This window comes from Streptomyces sp. NPDC047706 (genome assembly GCF_043204795.1).
Lineage (GTDB): Bacteria > Actinomycetota > Actinomycetes > Streptomycetales > Streptomycetaceae > Streptomyces.
Genome location: NZ_JBIDCW010000038.1, coordinates 26769 through 45966 on the forward strand (window position 1 = coordinate 26769; position 19198 = coordinate 45966).

A 19198-nucleotide genomic window follows, 5' to 3' on the forward strand; every position below is an offset into this window, starting at 1 on the left:
GGTGCCGGTTCGTCGTCGTGCGTCACGGGTGCTCTGCCGGCCGGTGCGGGTACGGCGCCTGTGCCGCGGGGCCGGGCCGGTGGGCGGCCCTGTGCCGGTGATGCGTCGCCGCGTGTCACCGACGGGTCGCCGGGTCCCGACGGCGCCTCCCTGCGTGGCGTCAGCGGGTCGCCCCGGCGCGATGGCGACGCCCAGCGTGGCCTCGGCGGGATGCCGAGCCTCGACAGCGATTCCCCGTACTCCACCAGCGTCTCGCCGCGTTCCGACGGCGGCTTCCCGCATGCCTCCGTCAGGTCACCGCGCCCCACCGCTACGCCGCCGGCGTCCGCCGTGCCGTTGCGAGGTGCCGTCGGCTCGTGGGCGGCGTCCGTCATGTCGTCGCCGGGTCCCAGCGCCCTGTGGCCGGCTGCAGCCGCTGCCTCGGCGTGGCCTCTCGCCGTCCCACGCCGTCCCGCCGGGGCGGTGCTCCGTTCCGCCCGCGCCTCCTCCCGTCGCGCCCCTACGCCGAGCGGGCGGATTCCGGACGCCATGCGATGGACGCCGCGCCTTGGCCGGGGAGATGACCTGCTGTGAGCGCCTCCCCGCAGTCCCGTCGCGTCGTGCGCCGGCGCGCCTGGCCACGGATGCTCGCGCTGCTGCTGGTGCTGCTTCTGCCCGTGGCGCACGCGGAGGCGGCGGTCGGGCCCGTCTCCGTGGTGGCGGGGGAGGCGGTCGAGGCCGACGTACTGGACACCGTTGCGCGGCCGCCGGGGCGGAGCGGGCACCGGCCCGTCGTGCCGCAGCGGCCCGCGCGGTCGCCCTCCCCGGGCAGGCGGACCACGCCCGACCGCCCCGCTCACGCGCCGACCGGGCCGCCGTACCCACTGCGGGCCCTGCGCTCGGTGGTCCTGCGCTGCTGACCGGCCTGTGGTTCCCCCCAGGTCAGCCGGTACGACGCAAGGAGTCACAGCCATGCCCTCGGATCCCTACGCCGTTCTGCGCGCACTGGTACGCGCGGAGGCCATCCGTAACGAACCGAAGACGGAACTCAAGGACACCAAGCAGCCGCCACGACCGCCGAAGAAGCGGGATCGCTGAGCCGTGGGCGGAGGCGGGCCCTACCGCCTCCGCCGCGCCGTCCCGAAGAGGGAGCGGGTGATCTCCCGCCCGATCTGGGTGCCGATGGAACGGGCCAGCGACTTGAACATGCCGCTTCCCACGACCTGTTCGACGACGGATTCCTCCCGGCGGGCCGTGCTCCCGCCCGCTTGCCGCTCCGGTTCTGCCTCCGGCGCCGGCCGCCGCGCCTTCGCCGCCTCCAGCTTCTCGTACGCCGACTCCCGGTCCACCGCCTGTGCGTAGCGGCCGAACAGCGGCGAGGACGTCACCGCCGTGTCCAGGGCAGCCGCGTCGACCGGGCCCATCAGGGACTCGGGCGCGCGCAGCCGGGTCGCGGCGACCGGCGTCGGGGCGCCCTTCTCGCTGAGGACCGTGACCACGGCCTCGCCGGTGCCGAGGCCGGTGAGGAGTTCTTCGAGGTCGTAGGCGGAGTCGGGGAAGGTCCTGACCGTCGCCTTCAGGGCCTTCTGGTCGTCGGGGGTGAAGGCGCGCAGGGCGTGCTGGACGCGGTTGCCGAGCTGGGCGAGGACGTCGCCGGGCAGGTCCTTGGGGGTCTGGGTGACGAAGAAGACGCCGACCCCTTTCGAGCGAATGAGCCGCACGGTCTGCGTGATCGAGTCCAGGAACGCCTTCGACGCGTCGTCGAAGAGCAGGTGCGCCTCGTCGAAGAAGAAGACCAGCTTGGGTCTGTCGACGTCGCCGGCCTCTGGCAGGTCGTGGAAGAGATCGGCGAGCAGCCACATCAGGAAGGTCGAGAAGAGCCGCGGCTTGTCCTGCACCGCCGGCAGCTCCAGGACCGACACCAGGCCCCGCCCGTCCTGCGCCGTGCGCAACAGCTCCGCCGTGTCGAACTCCGGCTCCCCGAAGAAGGAGCCCATCCCCTGCGCCTCGAAACCGGTCAGCGCACGCAGGATCACCCCGGCGGTCGCGGTGGACAGACCGCCGACGGCCTTCAGCTCGGCCCGGCCCTCGTCGGAGGTGAGGAAGGCGACGACCGCGCGCAGGTCCTTGAGGTCGATCAGCTCCAGGCCCTTGGCGTCGGCGTAGTGGAAGACCAGGCCCAGGGACTGTTCCTGGGTCTGGTTGAGCTGGAGGACCTTGGCGAGCAGGACCGGGCCGAAGCTGGTGACCGTCGCGCGCAGCGGGATGCCGTGGCCGATGCCGCCGAGGGCGTAGAACTGGGCCGGGAAGCCGGTCGCGGTCCACCGCTGATGGACCTCGGAGGCGCGGGAGCGGATCTTGTCGTTGGGCAGGCCGGGCGCCGAGATGCCGGACACATCGCCCTTGATGTCGGCGAGGAAGACGGGGACGCCCTGCGCGGAGAGCTGCTCGGCGATGAGCTGGAGCGTCTTCGTCTTGCCCGTGCCGGTGGCACCCGCGACCAGGCCGTGCCGGTTCAGCATCGGCAGTGGGATGCGGACCTGGGCGTCAGGCAGGCACCGGCCGTCCCACAGCAGGGCTCCCAGATCCAGGGCGGGCCCGCCGAACGCGTACCCGGCGGCGATTCTCAGGGCCTCCTCCGGGAGGGCGGGAGCGCTGCCGGGCGCCTCGGGGTTGGTGGCCGCGGGCACGGTCTCGCTGTCACTCATGTCAGACCCCTGTTCTGTTTTCACCCGAATAGCGGCATCTTTTCCAGCGTTGCACTCCCTCTCCATGGCTGCGCCCGGAAGGTCTTGACCGGTAGGCTTTCCGTGTGATCTTCAAGCGCATCGGAAACGGCCGGCCGTACCCCGACCATGGCCGGGACAGCACCCGGCAGTGGGCGGACGTCGCGCCGCGCCCGGTCCGCCTCGATCAGCTCGTCACGACGAAGCAGCAGCTCGACCTGGAGACCCTCCTGGCCGAGGACTCCACCTTCTACGGCGACCTCTTCGCGCACGTCGTGAAGTGGCAGGGCGACCTCTACCTGGAGGACGGTCTGCACCGCGCGGTGCGTGCGGCGCTCCAGCAGCGCCAGGTGCTCCACGCGCGCGTCCTCGAGCTGGACTGACCCACCCCGCGCGAACCCCGCGAACGGCACCGGCCGGCAACGGCTTGGCCCTTTCGGGTTCTCCTGTGCGGCGTCCGATGATCATCTAGTAGGCATTGCCGCCCGAGCGCACTACGCTGCGCTCATGAGCATGCTGACTCCCCCTGGCATGGGCGGCCAGTACCGGATCACGGGGGACAAGTACCCGCGGATGCGTCCACCCCAAAGGCGCGGCAGGCTCGTACTCGTCGTCACCGCGTCCGTCGTCGTGATCGGCGTCCTGAGCTGGGGCACCCTCCAGCTCGTCGACGTCTTCACAGGCGGCGACACAGCCTCCGCGGCCGGCACCAAGGCGGGCTGCGCCACCAAGGCGAGCCCCTCGCCCAGCGCGGCCGTGGCCGTCACCGTGCCGAAACCCGGCGCCGTCACCGTCAACGTGCTCAACGCCACGACCCGCAGCGGCCTCGCCAAGAGGACCGCCGACGAGCTGAAGAAGCGTGGCTTCACAATCGGCGAGGTGGGCAACGCGCCGAAGCAGTGGGACAAGAAGGTGAAGGGCACCGGGCTGCTGATCGGGCCCACCTCGGCCCTCAACACCGCACTGCCCGTGCTGGCCACGCAGGTGCCGGGCGCCGAGCGCAGCACGGACCGGGCCCGTAAGGGCCCGGCGGTCGACCTCATCATCGGCGACGGCTTCAAGGAACTCGCGAAGAAGCCGGCCGCCGACCGGGCGCTGGCCGCGCTGACCGCGCCGCAGCCGGCGGCCGCGGCTGGGAAGAAGAGCTGCTGAGCGCGGCGTACGGAGCCGCGTCCGCCGAGCCGGCGCAGTAGCCGGGCCCGCTCGCGCGGCACGGCCGCTGCGCCCGCCTGCCCGGCTGTGCGGTGCGCCTGCTTGCCCGGCTGTACGGTGCACCCGCTTGTCGCCGGTTGCCCGCAGCCGGGCACGCCCCGGGCGCCTGCTCGGCGGGCCCGCAGCGAGCGGGACTGCTGGACGGGCCGGGGATTTCCGGCTACTCGGCCGCCCCGTACATCCGGTCACCCGCGTCGCCCAGGCCCGGGACGATGTAGCCGTGGTCGTTGAGGCGTTCGTCGACCGAGGCGGTCACGACCGTCACCGGGGTGCCGGCCAGCTCGCGCTCCATCAGCTCGACGCCCTCGGGCGCGGCCAGCAGGACCACGGCCGTCACGTCGTCGGCGCCGCGCTTGATGAGCTCCTGGATCGCCGCGACCAGGGTGCCGCCCGTCGCCAGCATCGGGTCCAGCACGTACACCTGGCGGCCGGAGAGGTCCTCGGGCATGCGGGTGGCGTACGTGGAGGCCTCGAGCGTCTCCTCGTTGCGGATCATGCCCAGGAAGCCCACCTCGGCGGTCGGCAGCAGCCGGACCATGCCGTCCAGCATGCCGAGGCCGGCCCGCAGGATCGGCACGACCAGCGGGCGCGGGTGGGAGAGCTTGACGCCGGTGGTGGCGGCGACGGGGGTGGAGATGTCGACCTGTGCGGTGCGCACGTCGCGCGTGGCCTCGTAGGCGAGCAGGGTGACCAGCTCGTCGGCCAGGCGACGGAAGGTCGGCGAGTCGGTGCGGCGGTCGCGCAGCGTGGTGAGCTTGTGGGCGACCAGAGGGTGGTCGACGACGTGGAGACGCATGGGCACAACAGTAACCGCGCTTCGTTGCCGCCACTGTCTGGCGTCAAACGGGCCGTCCGGGGGAAGGTGAGAGGGACGGATAGGGGTGGTGTGCCTATGCCTGACCTGCCAGAGCTGCCCGACCACGCGTCCCGGCCGGACGCGGGCGCGCAGGAGAACGACGCCGAGCGGAGGCGGCGCCGGGCGAGGTTCCTGCGGGAACTCGCCGAAGCCAGAGAACTGCGTGACCGCGTCCAGCCGCGCCGCGCCAAGGCGGCCCGGCTGCGCCACGCGATGCGCATGCGAACGTTCCGCTGGTAGCCACCGCCACCCGCCGAGGGCCGGGAAGAACCGCGCCACGCGCGGTCGTTGTCGGGGTGGGCCTACGTGGCCCCGCTCGGAAGCCGCGTACGATCCGCTGGTGGCGGCAACGAGTGTGCCGGTGAGTCGTTCGCGGACGTGCGATCAAAACAGCCGGACACAGCGGGCCGAAGACGTCCCCTGAGCGCCTTGTTTCTGCCACGATTCCGAGTGGGTGGGGCTCGGAGCCCGAGCGCTCCCCGCCCGCAGCCTCCGCCGGGGGGACCCCCAACCGGCACGCCTCAGACCAGTGGGAGAGTCACGGTGTACTTCGCCGCACTGCTCGCGCGCACCGAAGACGGGTGGGAAGCGAGCGACACAGAGCTCGACGACGTGGAGACCCTGTCGGATCTGGCCGACCTGGCCCGGGAAGCCTCTCCCGACGACGACACGGTGCTCGTCCTCATCGAGCAGGAGGACGCCTGGTTCGGCGTCGTCCGCATCGATGGTGAGGACGACCCTCGCATCTACGTCTCGGACGCCGCCGCAGCAGCCCGCAGCAGCTACGGCGAGATCCTGCTCACCGACGAACTGCTCGGCCGGGATCCCGCCGACGACGGCAACGACCTGGACGCCCTCGACCTCGACGGCACCGAGGACGGTGAGCCCGACGGGGACGGCGACGACGGCGAGGAGGACGGCGGCGCCGCCGAGGCCGTGCCGCACGGCCCGGTCGGCGACGCCGCCGTCCTCGACGACCTGGGCGTCAGCGAGAAGGAGTTGCGGTCGCTGTCGGCCGACGCGGTCACCGAGATCGCCGACGCCCTGGGCGCCTCGGAGACGCTGGAGACCGTCCGCTGACCCCGTCCGATCCCCGTACGGCCCCGGATCCGGTGCGCGACCCCTGGCGGGCCGCGATGCGGCTCGCCCTCGACGAGGCCGGGCAGGCGGTCCGGGGCGGTGACGTCCCCGTCGGCGCGGTCGTCCTCGCCGCCGACGGCATCACGGCGCTCGCCGCCGGGCACAACGAGCGCGAGGCCACCGGCGACCCGACCGCGCACGCCGAGGTGCTCGCGATCCGGCGGGCCGCCGCCCGGCTGGGCGAATGGCGGCTGACCGGCTGCACGCTGGTGGTGACCCTGGAGCCGTGCACGATGTGTGCGGGCGCGCTCGTGCAGTCCCGGGTGGACCGGGTCGTCTACGGCGCCCGTGACGACAAGGCCGGCGCCGCCGGCTCCCTCTGGGACGTCGTACGCGACCGGCGCCTCAACCACCGCCCCGAGGTGATCGAGGGCGTGCTCGCCGAGGAGTGCGCGGGGCTGCTCACCGACTTCTTCCGGGACCGCTGACGGCCTTCTTCCGGGGCTCGAGCGACCGCTGACGGCTCTCTCCCGTACCGCTGACGGCACCGCGCCGACCGCGCCACGGCCTCGCGGCTGCCGTGCTCCGGGGCAGCCGGAAACGGATTTCGGAGCACGCCCCACCTTGCTGTAAGGTCTCCCTCGGTAGCGTGTCCGAGCGGCCGAAGGAGCTCGCCTCGAAAGCGAGTGTGGCGCAAGTCACCGAGGGTTCAAATCCCTCCGCTACCGCTCACAGCCGAAAGGGCGGTCCCGATGGGACCGCCCTTTCGTGGTCCCCGCTCATCACCGCTCAGCCGATGCGGACGTCCTTCTCCACCGTGACCTGGTCGATGTCCGTCGTGCGGACGGTGATCTTCATGGTCCACACGCCGGGCAGCGGGAGCTGGAGTTCGTCCGTGTTCCAGTAGCCGCCACGGTTCTCCAACTCGGCGTCGATCGGGCCGACGTCCTGCGCGCGCAGGGTGAGGCTGAGGCTCAGCTCGGGGACCGTGACGATGCCGCCGTCGGGGCCGAAGACGATGGCCTGCACCCGGTTCGGCCCGACCCGCCCGGGGGCGAGGTCGAGCTGCACCTTGCCGCGGCCGTTCGCCGTGCCCACGTCGAAGGGCACCGTACTGCTGGAGGCGGTGGGCCCGCCGGGGCTGGCGGCCGCCTGCGCCGCGGCGGACTCGGTGGCGGCGCGGCCGGGGACGGTGACGGTGAGGAGGGTGGTGATCATCAGCACCAGCACGGCGGTGACGAACTCGGCCAGGACGGAGCGGCGCAGGGCACTGCGGTGGCGGTCGGGACCGGGGGCCTGTACCTGATCCTGCTCGGCGGGGTGCCCGCCCGCCTCACCGTGCCCGGCCCCGGCGGCGCCGGAGAGGCCCGTCGGCGGCTCCACCGGTGCGATCGCGGCCGCGCCCGCCCCCACCGTCTCCAGCACCCGCGCCTCGGCCGCAGCCCGCCCCGGTTCCGCCGCCCAGCGATGCGTCCAGCGGCGGGAGAAGCCCGCCGCCGCCAGCAGCATGGCCACCGCGGCCACCTTGGCCAGCAGGAAGCGGCCGTACGTCGTACCGGTGAGGGCCTCCCAGGTGCCGAGGCCCCGCCAGGACTGGTAGACGCCGGTGACGGTGAGGACGGCCACCGAGGCGAGGGCCAGCCGGGAGAAGCGGGCGACGGCGGCGGACGTGAGGTCGTGCGGGGTGCGGTGGAGGACGACGAGCAGGGCCGTAAGCCCGCCCAGCCAGACCGCCATGGCCAGCAGGTGGAGCACGGACGACGTCATCGCCACCGGCACCTGGATGCCGGCGGAGGCGTGCTCGGCGGCGGCCCAGGTGAGGGCCAGCGCGACGCAGAGCGCCATACCGGCAACGGGGTGCGCGGTACGGGCCGCCGAGCGGCGTACCAGGACGAAGGCCGCCGCCAGCAGGGCCAGCCGCGCCAGGAGCGCCAGGCCGGGTCGGGTGGTGAGCGTGGCGCCCAGCACGGCCGGGTCGAGGGCGTCCTCGAGGCCGTTGCCGCGTTCGTAGGGGCCGCGCAGGAGCAGCAGGGCGACCGTGGAGATCACCAGGGTCAGCCAGGCGGCGGGGAGGAGCCGGCGCAGGGCGGCGGCCGGGCCGCCGAGGACGGCGGACAGGAAGACGGCGACGCCGATGAGCAGGGCGAGGGCGCCGTACGCGGCGTAGCGGGCGATGTTGTGGAGCGCGGCGGTCGCCGGGTCCTCGGCCGGGGCGGTCACCGCGGCGGTCGTCGCGGACGGTTCGCCGACCGAGAAGAGGAACGCGCCCGAGACCGGGTGACTGTCCGCCGAGACGACGCGCCAGGCCACGGTGTACGTGCCGTCCGCCAGATCGGCGGGGAGGCCGACGCGGACGGTGTCGGCGCGGTCGCCGGGGTGCGCGGCCTCCCCCGTGTCGACGCTGCGGTTCTCCGGGTCGATGACCCGGACCGAGCCGTCCATGAGGCCGACGGCCTCGGTGAAGGTCAGGGTGATGTGGCGGGGGGCGGAGTCGAGGACCGCTCCGTCGCGGGGGGCGGTGTCGCCGAGCGCGCTGTGCGCGGAGGCGGGGGAGGTGCAGCCGAGGAGGACCAGGGCGAGCGCCGCGACCAGCAGCAACGGCCTGCGAAGTCGCCGGAGGCCCCCGGGTGGGGCGGGTGCGCCGTACCCGTCGCCGTGCCGTGCTCCGCCGTCGCGCATCCCCATCGCTTCTCCGTCGTCGGATCTGCTTCCGGGATACGTACGGATGCGGTGGCCGGTGTGCTCAGCAGGGACCGGCACGGATGCGGCGGCCGCGGCGCGGCCGTCCGGGAGCCGTCCGGATACGGCTGCCGGCGTGGTCACCGGAAGCCGTGCGGGCACGGCACCCGGAGCCGTAAGGGCACGGCATCCGGTCCGCCAGTGCCGGGCACCGGACCGGCGTCCGGCGGGGCGGGATCTCACCACGTGGGTCGTGCCGAGATCCCCCCGTCCACCACCAGGTCGTGACCCGTCACCCAGGACGCCAGCGGCGAGGCCAGGAAGACGCACGCGTCGCCGACGTCCTGCGCCCGGCCCAGCCGGCCGAGCGGCACCGCCCGATGCCAGCGCTCCACGCCCTGCGGCCAGGCCTCCGCCAGGCCCTCCCGGTCGATCAGCCCGGGCGAGACGGTGTTGACGCGGATCCCATGACGCCCGTACTCCAGCGCCGCCGACCGGGCGTGCATGACGACCGCCGCCTTGGAGGCGCAGTAGTGCGCGTGCGCGGGTGCGGGTGCGCTCGCCTCGATGGAGGCGAGGTGCGTCACCGAACCCCCTTCGCCGCGCTCCCTCATGACCTCGACGGCCGCCTGCGTGCACGCGAACACGCTGGTGAGGTTGGTGTCCACGACCGTCCGCCAGTCGGCGGCGGTCATCCGGGCGAGTTCCTGGACCGGCTGCACGGCGGCGTTGTTGACCAGCGCGGTCAGCCGTCCCGCACCGAACTCGGCGGCCTCGCGCACCACCCGCCGGCACTCGTCCTCGTCGTTCAGGTCGGCCCGCAGGACGACGGCCCGGCCGCCCAGGTCCCGCACCTGGCCGGCCACCGCGCGCGCCTGTTCCACCGACGTACGGCAGTGCACGGCGACCGCCGCGCCCTGCTCCGCGAACCGCAGGGCGATGCCCCGGCCGATTCCGCCGCCCGCGCCCGTGACGAGGGCGACCTGGCCCTCCAGCAGCCTCATGCCCGGCACAGTGCCACGATCCGGTCGGCCAGGTCCGGGTAGCGGGCGGTCAGCTCGGCCGCGTCGCCGTGCTCGTAGCCCTCGAAGGTGAAGCCGGGCGCCATCGTGCAGCCGAGGAACGTCCAGGCACCGCCCTCGGCGACCCGCCCGCCCATCCAGGTGCCGGCCGGCACGGTGAACTGCGGGTGCTGGCCGCCGAGCACGTCCGGTCCGAGGACGACCGTGCGGGAGGTGCCGTCGGGGGCGAGGAGCAGCAGTTCCAGCGGATCGCCGAGGTAGAAGTGCCAGACCTCGTCGGTGGGCAGGCGGTGCAGGGCGGAGTGGTCGTCCCGCTGGAGCAGGGCGACGATGGCGGTGCCCTCCGGGCGCCCGTCGGGGCGGTCCGGTCCGGCCCAGGTCTGCCGGAACAGGCCGCCCTCGCGCGGGAGGGGCTCCAGGGCGTAGTGCGCGACGAGGTCTTCGGGAGTCACGCCGGGAAGGCTACCGGCCGGGTGAGGAAGGCCAGTTGAGCGTGCTTCTCCGGCAGGTGCACGTCGGGCAGGTTCACCTCCGGCAGTACGACCTTCGGACCGGCCACGAACCCCAGTCGCAGGAAGCGCTCGATCGCCTTGCCGTTGCGCACGTCCGGGTCGACCACGATGCGCCGCCGGTTCAGGCCGAGCCACACGTACGAGGCAACGGCGTGCACCAGCGCCGCCGTCCAGCCGGCGCGGGCCCCGCCGGGGCGGGCCGGCGCGAGCATCAGGTGGACGCCGATGTCGCCGGGTTCGGCGTCGTAGCACTCGCTGACCCGGTCCGCCTCCGGCTCGTACGTCTGGAACAGCGCTGCCGGGTCGCCGTCCTTCACCACCAGGTACGCGTGATGGGTGTCGAGGGTGTCCATGTGGGCGTAGATGCCGGCCACCTCGTCCCGGGTGAGCCCGTTCATGCCCCAGAAGGCGGCCCGCTCCTGGCTCACCCAGCCGTGGATCACCTCGGCGTCGCCCTTCGCGTCCAGGGGCAGCAGCCGTACGGTGCCGAAGCCGTCGATCACCTGTTCGTGGACGGCGGTGCGGTCGGCGTACGGGTCAGTCATCGTCGTTCTCCTTCGTCAGGCGGGCCCAGTCGGTGACGACCGGGACGAGCTCTCCCCTGGTCCACAGCGGGAGTTGGTCGCGGTGATGCGCCGAGCCGGGCACGCCGGACGCGCCCAGCGGCACCACCCACAGGCTGTCCTCACGCCGGGCCAGGTCCCAGACGTAACGGGCGGCCGGGCCACGCGCCGCGAGGTCGGTGAGGCCGGGGACCGCCGAGGTGCACAGCACGCAGTCGTGGTCGCCGGACAGGGCCGGTTCGGCGTTCGTCTTCGTGGCGTACGGCGTGCCGGGCAGCGCCCGCCACGGGGCCAGGCGGTGGGTGTCGCCCCAGGTGCGGACGGTCCCGGTGGCCGCCACCTCCTCCAGCGCCGCCCGGACGATCGCCGGGCGGTCGATGCCGTACAGCTCCTCGGCCGTCAGCAGGTTCTCCAGGGCGAACGCGATCCGTGCGGTGAGTCCCAGCCAGGGGAGGAGGACCTCGGGGTAGGCGGGCGGCTCGGTGAGCGGGCCGAACGCCGGGTGCGCGGCGAGGCGGCGGACGACGGCGCCGCGCACGGCCGCGTAGTCGGCGGCCGGCTCGCTCGTGGCGTCCATGCGGCGGTCCCAGCTCAGCAGCCGGTCGCGCAGGGCGGCGGCCTCGGGGGACAGGCCGTCGAGTGCGGGGAGCAGGCCGAGGAGGGGCGCGGCGGAGGCGAGGTGGGTGTCCATGTGGAGGGTGGGCATGCCGGTCGCCGACCACTGCTCCTTCCCGCCGAGCAGCGCGGCGATGCGCCGGGCGCGGTGCGGCGGGGCGAACTCGACGCCGAGCGGGGCGGACGGGCCGCGCTGGTTGGCCATCACCGCGATGCCGTCGGTCAGGCCCGCGCGGGGCATCTCGTGCCAGCCGCGCCACTCGTGGCCGGGCTCCCAGGCGGGCACGAGCCGGACCTGGTTCGCCTCGGACCGGACCGGCACCCGGCCCGCCACCCGGTGCAGGGTGCCGCCCTCGGTGTCGGCGGCCAGCACGACGTTGACCGGCTCCACCCAGCTGTCGAAGGCGCGGTCGACGTCGGCGACCGTGCGGGCCCGCAGCAGCGGGAGCAGGGCGGCGAAGCCGGCCTCGGCGAGGACCCGGGGCGGGTGGCGCAGGCTGAGGGCGAGAGGGGGCTCCGGGTCGTCCGGGAGGAATGTGCCGTCGTCCAGCCCCTCGGGCCCGCCGGCGATCACCGGTCCGCGGGCCGTCTCGATGACCTCGACCGGCACCGGCTCCGCCCCGCGCACCTCCACGGACTCGGTCTGGCGGTGGGCCCGTTCCCACCGCCCGTCCGGGCCGAGTGCCTCCACGCCCGCGCCCGTCCGGCGCAGCCGCTCCCGGTACAGGTCCTGGTAGTCGGCCATGGCGTTGGTGATGGCCCAGGCGACCGCGCCGGTGTGGCCGAAGTGGGCCGTGCCCGGGACGCCGGGCACGGCGAGGCCGACGACGTCGAACTCCGGGCAGCTGAGGCGTATCTGCTGGTAGACGCCCGGCTCCTCGATGAAGCGGTGCGGGTCTCCGGCGATCACCGCCTGTCCGGTGACGGTCCGCTCTCCGGCGGCCAGCCAGCCGTTGCTGCCGGAGGTGCCGGGACCGTCCGTGGCGAACAGCGCCACCGCCTCCGGTCCCAGACGCCGTGTCACCTCCTCGCGCCACAGCTTCGCCGGGAAGCCCGCGAACAGGATGTGCGTGGCGATCCAGACGGCGAGCGGGGTCCAGGGCTCCCAGCGTCCGGGGGCAAGTCCCGCGTCGGCGAACTCCGGGGTACGGCGGGCGCCTTCCGCCAGACCCTCGTTGACGCCGTCGACGTAGGCCCGCACCCAGTCGGCTGTCTCGGGGTCCAGGGCGTTGAAGGAACGTTCCGCCGTGTCGGCCAGGCGCGCCCGTCTCGCGAGCACGTCCCAGGGCACGGCGGCCGCACCGAGGAAGGAGGCGGAGGTGCCCCCGGCGCGGTGGCGTTCGACCTCCAGCTGCCAGGCACGGTCGAGGGCGGTGACCCGGCCCTGGGCGCGGGCGAGTTCACGGGCGTCGGTGGCGCGCAGGTGGGGGATGCCCCAGGCGTCGCGGTAGATCTCGATGGTCACCTGGACATCACCCTGTCATTCCTTCTGTGCTTTAGGTTAGGCTTCCCTAAGTAAGTCGTGGCGGAATGGTACGCGAAACGTGAAGGAGCGCCATGGGGCAGGGGCACGGTTGGCAGGGTGCGGTCCTGAAGCTGATGGGTGCGAAGGACTTCGTCCTCACCGTCACCGGCGCCGAGGACGTCACACCGGACTACCGGAGGGTGCACTTCACCGACGGAGGCCTGCTCACGGCCAACGGCATCCATCCGACGATGTGGGTCCGGCTGTGGTTCGACAACGCGGGCAAGCCGCACCAGCGGGCGTACACGCTGGTCGACGCGGACCGCGGGGCGAACACCTTCAGCCTGGAGTTCGCACTCCACGAGGGGCGCGCCAGCGACTGGGCGCGGGCGGCGAAGGAAGGCGACACCATCGAGGCGACGGTCCAGGGCACGGGCTTCCAGCATCCCCGGCCCGAGCCCTCGCACGTCTTCGCGATGGGCGACCCCGCCTCGCTGCCCGCGCTCAACTCCCTCCTCGACGCCCTCGGTTCGGCACCGGCGACGATCTGGTTCGAGGGCGGGCTGGACGGCCTGCCGTGCCACGCCGACCCCGACAGGCACGAGATACGCCAGTTGCCCCGCCCCGGCATGGTCGACGAGGTACGGGCCACGCTGCCGGCGCTCCTGGCGGCCACACCGAACCCGTACGTCTGGATCGCCTGCGACACCGCGACGACCCGCACCCTGGCCACGTACGTCCGCAAGGACCTCTCCGTCCCCAAGGAGCGGATGCACGCGCTGGGGTACTGGCGGGCCACCTGACACAGGGCGAGCCGCCCCACGGGGAGGTGCCGGTCGGTGAGTCGAGGTACCGGCCGGTGAGGGGAGACGCCGGTCGGTGAGTCGAGGTACCGGCCGGTGAGGGGAGACGCCGGTCGGTGAAACGCACCACGGGAAGCGGCGGCCGGCGGTTCCGTGACGGAACGGGGCGGCTGAGTGGCGGAACGGGGCGGCACGTGGCGGTACGGGAGCCCCGGTGCGCGGGACCTGATGCCGCCGGCCGGACGGACGGGACGCGGGCTCAGCGTGCCGCGCCGCCCGCCCGCGCCGGGAACGGTTCAGATGTGAGGTGCGCGCACGCCGGCCTGCCGTGCGCGCCCCCCACGTCGAGGGCGGGCCGCGAGGGAGCTGAGCCATGCCCGAACTGCCGGACGTCGAGGCCTACCGGAAAGTGTTCGAGTCCTGCGCGTCGGGCAGGGTCGTCCGGCGTGTCGAGGTCCGGGACGCGGGCGTCCTGCACGGCGTGAGCGCGCGGCGGCTGCGCGAGGCGCTGGAGGGCCGCAGGTTCACCGGGCTCGAACGGCACGGCAAATGGCTCCTCGCCCGCACCGGGGGCGGCCTCACCCTCATGCTGCACTTCGGCATGACCGGCCGGCTGGTCTGCGAGCATCCGGACGCCCCCGCCGAACCCCACGACCGCGTCCTGCTCACCGTGGGCCGCGACCGCCAGCTCCGCTTCCGCGACCAGCGCAAACTCCAGGGACTGTGGCTGGCCGACGGTGCCGGGGTCGCCCGGCTGCTGGACCGCCAGGGACCCGACGCGATGGCGGTGGGCCGCGCGGGGTTCGAGACCGCGCTCCGCGGACGTCGCGGGAGCCTGAAGACCGCGCTCACCGACCAGGCCGTCCTGGCCGGGCTCGGTAATCTCCTGGCCGACGAGATCCTCTGGCGTGCGGGGCTGCGCCCCACCGGCCGGGCGAGCGATCTCACCGAGGCCGACCGGCGGCGCCTGTACACCCGGATGCGCAGCACCCTGCGCTCCGCGGTCGGCGCGGGGTGCGTCCCGCCGCGCGACTCCTGGCTCACCGGCCACCGCGACGACCCCGACCCGCAGTGCCCGCGCTGTGGCACCCACCTGCGCCGCACCCGCCTGGGGGGCCGCACCACGGTCTGGTGCCCGCGGTGCCAGCCGGAGGGTTCGTGACGGGGCGCACCAGGGGACCTGTGCGGCGGCACGCCCGGCCGGGGCGGCATCAGGGAACCTGCCCGGCGGCACGCCCGGCAGGGGCTTGCGCGGTCGGTGTCGGCGGGTGGCGTGCATATCCTGCCGGCCGCCGGCGGCGGGCGGGTACGTGATCATTGCCGGTCGCCGCCGACGGGCGAGTGCGTGATCATTGCCGGTCGCGGTCGCGGTCGCGGTCGCGGTCGGCGGGCGGGTGCGTGAGCTCGGCCGGTGGCGGTCGGCGGGCGGGGTGTCAGCGGACGAGAGCCGAGACGCCCGCCTGCGCGTACTTCTCGTCCAGGTCGCCCTTCGGCACCGGTCGCCGACCGCATGACCGCCCGGCTCCGCGCTCCTGCTACGCGTGCGACCCTCACGCCGCGCGAGCACGACATCCTCCGCCGGCTCTCCCAGGGCCTCACCGACCGTGACATCGCCCGCACCCTTGCCAACAGCGAGGCCAGGTGCAGCCCATCTCCGCCGCGTCTACGACAAGCTGAACGTCGACACGCGCGCGGGTGCGGTGGCCGTGGCGAAGGAGCGGCGTCTGGTGCCGTGAGGCCGCGCCGAACGCCGAGCCGTAGGCTCCTGGGCTCCTGGGCTCCTGGGCTCCTAGGCGACGCCGGAGACGGCCGGCCGTCGGGCGCCGGGATCGTCGTCACTCTCGTTCGGGAAGGACTCGTCCTCCCCGAAGTCCGGGGCCTGGAAGGGGTTCGTCGCCGGAGGCGGCGATGCCGCGGCGCTGCCGCGCGGCTGCCCTTCCAGGGCGGAGAACAGCGAGGTCGAATCGATGAGAGGTCTCACTTTCGTCACGGGCCACGGAGGGGTGTCGCGTGTCCCTTGGGGTGCCGTTGTGCCCGGGACCGGGCACAACGGCGTCAGAGCTTGGTCATCTTGGAGTACGGGCTCAGGATCCGCATCTGCGCCGAGCCGAAATCGACGAGCGCCGCGATTCCGTCCTCGATGCCGATCACGCGGCCGAGGCCGTACATGTCGTGAGTGACCTGGTCGCCCACCGCGAAGTGCTCGGGAACGCGGGTGACGGGGGCCTTGAAGGGGCTGGTAGGCAAATGACGCTTCGGTACATCGGGCTTTGTCATCGTCCTCAGTATGGGCCCACGCGCACGCCACTGGAAACGCCGGAGGGCCGGACCTTCGCGGACGCCGTTGGTTTGTCCGGCCCCTGCTGTGCCCCGTCGAGCGCCGACTCGACGGGGCACAGTGCTGCGAAGTGGCTGGTGCGGGTGCGGGCCCGTGGTGTGCCGGCGAGGTGGGCGTCGATGCGGGCGAGGTTGATCGCGGCGCCGGTGAGCTGGTGCTGGAGGCTGGTCCTTGTCAGGCCCGGGTAGCCGGATCTGCGCAGGCCGCAGCGCCCTACTGCTGGGGAGATGGTGCCCTCGACACCGGCACGGATCTTGTAGCGCTCCTTCCACGCATCGGTCCGCTGTTCAGCGCGGATGCGCCGGATGGCGTCATGCTGGGCCTGCTGTTGCCGCCACATGGTTCCCGGCGGCTGCCGGTGGCAGAGCTGACGCAGTCCCGCGGGTGAGGACAGGGGCCGCAGCGGCTGGCGGGGAACCTGACGCGGATGACCGGCAGGCCCTTGGAGTGAGTGCGGGGATACCAGCGACCGTGACCGGGCCGACCATGTCGTTGCGGGCGTAGGTGCGTCCGCGCGAGAGCCGTCCGGCGTCCAGAGTGGAGTCCTCCAGGGCGGCCACCCATGCCTGGCCCCACCAGGTCGAGGCGAAGGCTCGCCTGCCGCGGGCGGGCGCACGGCGCGGGCCGGGGACAGCGGGGCTCATGACTGCCTTCCCAGGGCGACGAGTTCGGCGAGTTCGGCGTCGGACAGTTCGGTCAGGGCCGCCTCGCCGGAGCCGACTACGGCGTCGGCGAGGGCGCGCTTGGCTTCGAGCAGCTTCGCCACCTTGTCCTCCACGGTTCCCTCCGCGAGGAGCTTGTGTACCTGGACGGGTTTTTCCTGCCCGATACGGTAGGCGCGGTCGGTGGCCTGGTCCTCGACGGCTGGATTCCACCAGCGGTCGTAGTGCACGACGTGGGTGGCGCGGGTGAGGTTGAGTCCGGTGCCCGCCGCCTTCAGCGACAGCAGGAACACCGGCACCTCACCGCGCTGGAAGCGGTCCACCATCTCCTCGCGCCGCGCGACGGGGGTGGCACCGTGCAGGAAGAGAGTGGGGACGCCACGCTCTGCGAGATGCTTCTCCAGCAGAGCCGCCATCTGTTTGTACTGCGTGAAGACCAGCACGGATTCGCCTTCGGCGGTGATGGTGTCGAGAAGCTCGTCGAGCAGGTCGAGCTTGCCGGAGCGGCCCCGCAGGGGAGTGGACTGCCGCAGGCTGTGCTCTTTCAGATACTGGGCGGGGTGGTTGCAGATCTGCTTCAGCGCGGTGAGCAGCTTGAGCACCAGACCGCGCCGGGCCATGCCCTCCGACTCCGCGATCTTCGCCATGGTCTCGCGGACCTGCGCCTCGTACAGGCTGGCCTGCTCGGCCGTCAGCGGGACGACGCGGTCGGTCTCCGTCTTGGGCGGCAGTTCGGGCGCGATGCCGGGGTCGGACTTCTTGCGGCGCAACAGGAAGGGACGTACGAGACGGGACAGGCGCTCGGCCGCCTCGGGATCCTCGCCCGCCTCGATGGCGCGGGCATGCCGGTCACGGAAGGCGGTGAGCGTGCCGAGGAGCCCGGGGGTGGTCCAGTCGAGCAGGGCCCACGGCTCGGAGAGGTTGTTCTCCACGGGCGTGCCGGTGAGAGCGACGCGGGCGCGGGCGGGCAGGGCGCGCAGTTCGCGGGCGGTGACGGCGTAGGGGTTCTTGACGTGCTGGGCCTCGTCGGCGGCCACCAGCGACCAGGCTGTCTCGGCGAGTACTTCGCGGTCGCGGCGCAGCACCCCGTAGGTGACCAGCACGACCTCGTCGGCGGCCAGGTCGTTGAGGTGGCGGTCGCCGCCGTGGTACCGGCGTACCGGGGTGAGCGGTGCGAATCTGGCGGCCTCGCGCTGCCAGTTGCCGAGCAGGGAGGCCGGGCAGACGACAAGGGTGGGGCCCGTGGTGGTGGGGTCGCTCTGGCGGTGCAGGTGCAGAGCGAGCAAGGTGATGGTCTTGCCCAGGCCCATGTCGTCGGCGAGACAGCCGCCGAGGCCGAGTGCGCACATCTCGGCCAGCCAGGCCAGGCCCCGCTTCTGGTACTCGCGCAAGGTGGCCTTGAGCGCGGCGGGCGGGGCACGGGGGTACGGGACTCGGGGTCGCGGATACGAGTGACCAAATCTCCGAGCGCACCGACCGCCGCACAGGGAACCCGGTCACCGTCCCGCTCGGCCTCACCGGTCAGCGCGGCGCTCAACGCCTCCATGGGGGTGAGCGGTTCCATCCGGCGGCGCCTGGCGCGGGCCACCAGCTTCGGGTCGGCGACCACCCACTGGTCGCGAAGCCGGACGAGGGGACGGCGTGACTCCGCGAGGGCATCCATCTCGGCCTCGGTGAGCGGCTCGCCGCCCAGGGAGACCTGCCAGCGGAAGTCGAAAAGGGCCTCGGTGTCCAGCAGGCCGCCCGCGGTGGAACCGGGGGCCGTGCGTTGCCCGATCTCCGCGGTCGCGGTGAGCGCCTTGACCAGCTCGCGCGGCCAGTGCACGTCGACACCGGCCGCGCGCAGCGCGTCCGTGGCGTCCCCGAGGAGCTCGAAGGCTTCGTCGTCGGTCAAGCGGAGCCGATCGGGAGCGGCATCGTCGAGCAGCCTCCGCAGCGGGGGCCAGGCGCGGGCGCCGCGACGCAGGGCGAGCAGGGTCTCGGTCTCTGCGCGTGGGCCGAGCAGCCGTTCCACTTCGGCCGGCTCGCTCCACAGCTGGGCGGCCTCGATGACGAGCGCCGGGTCCGCCGCGGTGTGCAGTTGCAGGACGGCCCGGAACTGCCGTCGGCGTCCTTCGGGTACGTCGACGCGCAGGGAGACACTGACCTCGGAGGTGAGCGACGCCTGGGTTTCCTCCGCCCATTCACGCAGGGCGGGCACGGCACGGGCCTCGCGCCAGGCGTACGGCAGCGCTCCCATGGCGAGCGGCGCGGCCGGCGTACGGACCAGATCATCGGCGACCGCGTCGCAGAACCGGCGCACCAGCGCAGCCGGTTCGGCGATCCGTACCGGCGCAGGACCAGGCTCGGGGAGGCAGTGGGCGTGGGGCGGGAAGGCGGCGGCCAGGGCGTCCAGCGTCCGGCGCTGGGCGGCGGTAAAGGGGCCCACCTGCCAGGTGTCGTGACCGGCCGGGGTGAGGGCCGGGTGGACGCGGCCCTCGGCGAGCAGCCGCAGCGCGAAGCGAGTGGCGGCCTGCCAGGCGGCGGCGGAAGGGTGCGTCGGCTCCGCATCGGCCAGGGCGGAGACAGCGACGGCGACAGGCAGCGCGTAACCCTCGACCCTGCGCCGCCTGACCGAGCGGCCGTGCGGCAGGACCAGCTCAACCACCTCGGTCTCGAGGCCGGTGGGCGCCGTACGCACCCGCTG

At 73.5% G+C, this 19198-nt stretch carries 18 protein-coding genes, 1 tRNA gene and 3 pseudogenes; 11 read left to right on the plus strand and 11 right to left on the minus strand.

Going from position 1 to position 19198, the window contains the following annotated elements:
- The first annotated feature begins 569 nt into the window (after positions 1-569).
- A complete protein-coding gene (locus ACGF8A_RS32240; RefSeq protein ID WP_393113907.1) occupies positions 570-899 on the plus strand; it encodes a hypothetical protein in 330 nt (109 codons plus the stop codon).
- 52 nt (positions 900-951) lie between these two features.
- Positions 952-1077 (plus strand): hypothetical protein, encoded by a 126-nt coding sequence (locus tag ACGF8A_RS32245; RefSeq protein ID WP_393113909.1) that lies wholly within the window; start codon positions 952-954, stop codon positions 1075-1077.
- Between the two features lie 20 nt (positions 1078-1097).
- On the opposite strand, the gene ACGF8A_RS32250 is transcribed toward ACGF8A_RS32245, so the two are convergent.
- The gene (locus ACGF8A_RS32250; RefSeq protein ID WP_393113911.1) at positions 1098-2687 is read right to left on the minus strand and encodes a helicase HerA-like domain-containing protein; all 1590 of its coding nucleotides are present in this window, start codon (positions 2685-2687) and stop codon (positions 1098-1100) included.
- Between the two features lie 104 nt (positions 2688-2791).
- Here ACGF8A_RS32250 and ACGF8A_RS32255 point away from each other — a divergent pair, with 104 nt between their 5' ends.
- Positions 2792-3088: a type II toxin-antitoxin system VapB family antitoxin gene (locus ACGF8A_RS32255; protein ID WP_003991361.1), complete on the plus strand. Its 297-nt coding sequence runs from the start codon at positions 2792-2794 to the stop codon at positions 3086-3088.
- Between the two features lie 148 nt (positions 3089-3236).
- Positions 3237-3857: a LytR C-terminal domain-containing protein gene (locus ACGF8A_RS32260; protein WP_393113985.1), complete on the plus strand. Its 621-nt coding sequence runs from the start codon at positions 3237-3239 to the stop codon at positions 3855-3857.
- A 220-nt stretch (positions 3858-4077) separates the two neighbouring features.
- Here ACGF8A_RS32260 and upp read toward each other — a convergent pair whose 3' ends face one another.
- Positions 4078-4713 carry a uracil phosphoribosyltransferase gene (gene upp, locus ACGF8A_RS32265; RefSeq protein WP_393113913.1) on the minus strand — a complete coding sequence of 212 codons (636 nt, stop codon included), beginning with the start codon at positions 4711-4713 and terminating at the stop codon, positions 4078-4080.
- A gap of 96 nt (positions 4714-4809) precedes the next feature.
- On the opposite strand from upp, the gene ACGF8A_RS32270 reads away from it, so the two are divergent.
- The 4 genes from ACGF8A_RS32270 (at position 4810) to ACGF8A_RS32285 (ending at position 6581) form a co-directional block, all read left to right on the plus strand.
- On the plus strand, positions 4810-5013 hold the full coding sequence (locus ACGF8A_RS32270) for a hypothetical protein (RefSeq protein WP_393113915.1): 204 nt from the start codon (positions 4810-4812) through the stop codon (positions 5011-5013).
- Positions 5014-5316: 303 nt separating this feature from the next.
- Positions 5317-5853, plus strand: coding sequence for a hypothetical protein (locus ACGF8A_RS32275; protein ID WP_393113917.1), 537 nt, complete (start codon positions 5317-5319; stop codon positions 5851-5853).
- Positions 5854-5909: 56 nt separating this feature from the next.
- Entirely contained in the window at positions 5910-6341 is a 432-nt protein-coding gene (gene tadA / locus ACGF8A_RS32280) for a tRNA adenosine(34) deaminase TadA (RefSeq protein WP_393113987.1), read from the plus strand.
- Between the two features lie 155 nt (positions 6342-6496).
- Positions 6497-6581, plus strand: a tRNA-Ser gene (locus tag ACGF8A_RS32285).
- A 61-nt stretch (positions 6582-6642) separates the two neighbouring features.
- Here ACGF8A_RS32285 and ACGF8A_RS32290 read toward each other — a convergent pair.
- The 5 genes from ACGF8A_RS32290 to ACGF8A_RS32310 form a co-directional block, all read right to left on the minus strand.
- Complete coding sequence (locus tag ACGF8A_RS32290) at positions 6643-8538, minus strand: copper resistance CopC/CopD family protein (protein ID WP_393113920.1); 1896 nt, start codon at positions 8536-8538, stop codon at positions 6643-6645.
- A 233-nt stretch (positions 8539-8771) separates the two neighbouring features.
- Positions 8772-9536: an SDR family NAD(P)-dependent oxidoreductase gene (locus ACGF8A_RS32295; protein WP_393113922.1), complete on the minus strand. Its 765-nt coding sequence runs from the start codon at positions 9534-9536 to the stop codon at positions 8772-8774.
- The gene (locus ACGF8A_RS32300) at positions 9533-10006 is read right to left on the minus strand and encodes a cupin domain-containing protein (RefSeq protein ID WP_393113925.1); all 474 of its coding nucleotides are present in this window, start codon (positions 10004-10006) and stop codon (positions 9533-9535) included. Before ACGF8A_RS32300 ends, ACGF8A_RS32295 begins: the two co-directional genes overlap by 4 nt.
- Positions 10003-10611, minus strand: coding sequence for a GNAT family N-acetyltransferase (locus tag ACGF8A_RS32305; RefSeq protein WP_393113927.1), 609 nt, complete (start codon positions 10609-10611; stop codon positions 10003-10005). Before ACGF8A_RS32305 ends, ACGF8A_RS32300 begins: the two co-directional genes overlap by 4 nt.
- Positions 10604-12709 (minus strand): penicillin acylase family protein, encoded by a 2106-nt coding sequence (locus ACGF8A_RS32310; RefSeq protein ID WP_393113929.1) that lies wholly within the window; start codon positions 12707-12709, stop codon positions 10604-10606. Before ACGF8A_RS32310 ends, ACGF8A_RS32305 begins: the two co-directional genes overlap by 8 nt.
- A 92-nt stretch (positions 12710-12801) precedes the next feature.
- Here ACGF8A_RS32310 and ACGF8A_RS32315 point away from each other — a divergent pair, with 92 nt between their 5' ends.
- The 3 genes and pseudogenes from ACGF8A_RS32315 to ACGF8A_RS32325 form a co-directional block, all read left to right on the plus strand.
- A complete protein-coding gene (locus tag ACGF8A_RS32315; protein ID WP_393113931.1) occupies positions 12802-13512 on the plus strand; it encodes a siderophore-interacting protein in 711 nt (236 codons plus the stop codon).
- 373 nt (positions 13513-13885) lie between these two features.
- Positions 13886-14674 carry an Fpg/Nei family DNA glycosylase gene (locus tag ACGF8A_RS32320; protein WP_393113933.1) on the plus strand — a complete coding sequence of 263 codons (789 nt, stop codon included), beginning with the start codon at positions 13886-13888 and terminating at the stop codon, positions 14672-14674.
- Between the two features lie 327 nt (positions 14675-15001).
- A pseudogene (locus ACGF8A_RS32325) lies at positions 15002-15248 on the plus strand (response regulator transcription factor); the annotation flags it as partial.
- 53 nt (positions 15249-15301) lie between these two features.
- Here the strand turns inward: ACGF8A_RS32325 and ACGF8A_RS32330 are convergent.
- From ACGF8A_RS32330 to ACGF8A_RS32345, 4 genes and pseudogenes are all read right to left on the minus strand, one after another.
- Positions 15302-15493, minus strand: coding sequence for a hypothetical protein (locus tag ACGF8A_RS32330; RefSeq protein WP_393113935.1), 192 nt, complete (start codon positions 15491-15493; stop codon positions 15302-15304).
- 74 nt (positions 15494-15567) lie between these two features.
- On the minus strand, positions 15568-15789 hold the full coding sequence (locus tag ACGF8A_RS32335) for a hypothetical protein (protein ID WP_393113937.1): 222 nt from the start codon (positions 15787-15789) through the stop codon (positions 15568-15570).
- A 74-nt stretch (positions 15790-15863) separates the two neighbouring features.
- A pseudogene (locus ACGF8A_RS32340) lies at positions 15864-16318 on the minus strand (transposase); the annotation flags it as partial.
- A 172-nt stretch (positions 16319-16490) separates the two neighbouring features.
- Positions 16491-19192 (minus strand): annotated as a pseudogene (locus ACGF8A_RS32345) (DEAD/DEAH box helicase).
- Between the last annotated feature and the right edge of the window lie 6 nt (positions 19193-19198).

Bases quoted from the DNA above. Each gene is read 5' to 3' on its own strand.
- ACGF8A_RS32245 (WP_393113909.1), top strand. From the start codon at position 952: ATGCCCTCGGATCCCTACGCCGTTCTGCGCGCACTGGTACGCGCGGAG.
- ACGF8A_RS32250 (WP_393113911.1), bottom strand. From the start codon at position 2,687: ATGAGTGACAGCGAGACCGTGCCCGCGGCCACCAACCCCGAGGCGCCC.
- ACGF8A_RS32260 (WP_393113985.1), top strand. From the start codon at position 3,237: ATGGGCGGCCAGTACCGGATCACGGGGGACAAGTACCCGCGGATGCGT.
- upp (WP_393113913.1), bottom strand. From the start codon at position 4,713: ATGCGTCTCCACGTCGTCGACCACCCTCTGGTCGCCCACAAGCTCACC.
- ACGF8A_RS32270 (WP_393113915.1), top strand. From the start codon at position 4,810: ATGCCTGACCTGCCAGAGCTGCCCGACCACGCGTCCCGGCCGGACGCG.
- tadA (WP_393113987.1), top strand. From the start codon at position 5,910: ATGCGGCTCGCCCTCGACGAGGCCGGGCAGGCGGTCCGGGGCGGTGAC.
- ACGF8A_RS32290 (WP_393113920.1), bottom strand. From the start codon at position 8,538: ATGGGGATGCGCGACGGCGGAGCACGGCACGGCGACGGGTACGGCGCA.
- ACGF8A_RS32295 (WP_393113922.1), bottom strand. From the start codon at position 9,536: ATGAGGCTGCTGGAGGGCCAGGTCGCCCTCGTCACGGGCGCGGGCGGC.
- ACGF8A_RS32305 (WP_393113927.1), bottom strand. From the start codon at position 10,611: ATGACTGACCCGTACGCCGACCGCACCGCCGTCCACGAACAGGTGATC.
- ACGF8A_RS32315 (WP_393113931.1), top strand. From the start codon at position 12,802: ATGGGGCAGGGGCACGGTTGGCAGGGTGCGGTCCTGAAGCTGATGGGT.
- ACGF8A_RS32320 (WP_393113933.1), top strand. From the start codon at position 13,886: ATGCCCGAACTGCCGGACGTCGAGGCCTACCGGAAAGTGTTCGAGTCC.
- ACGF8A_RS32335 (WP_393113937.1), bottom strand. From the start codon at position 15,789: ATGACAAAGCCCGATGTACCGAAGCGTCATTTGCCTACCAGCCCCTTC.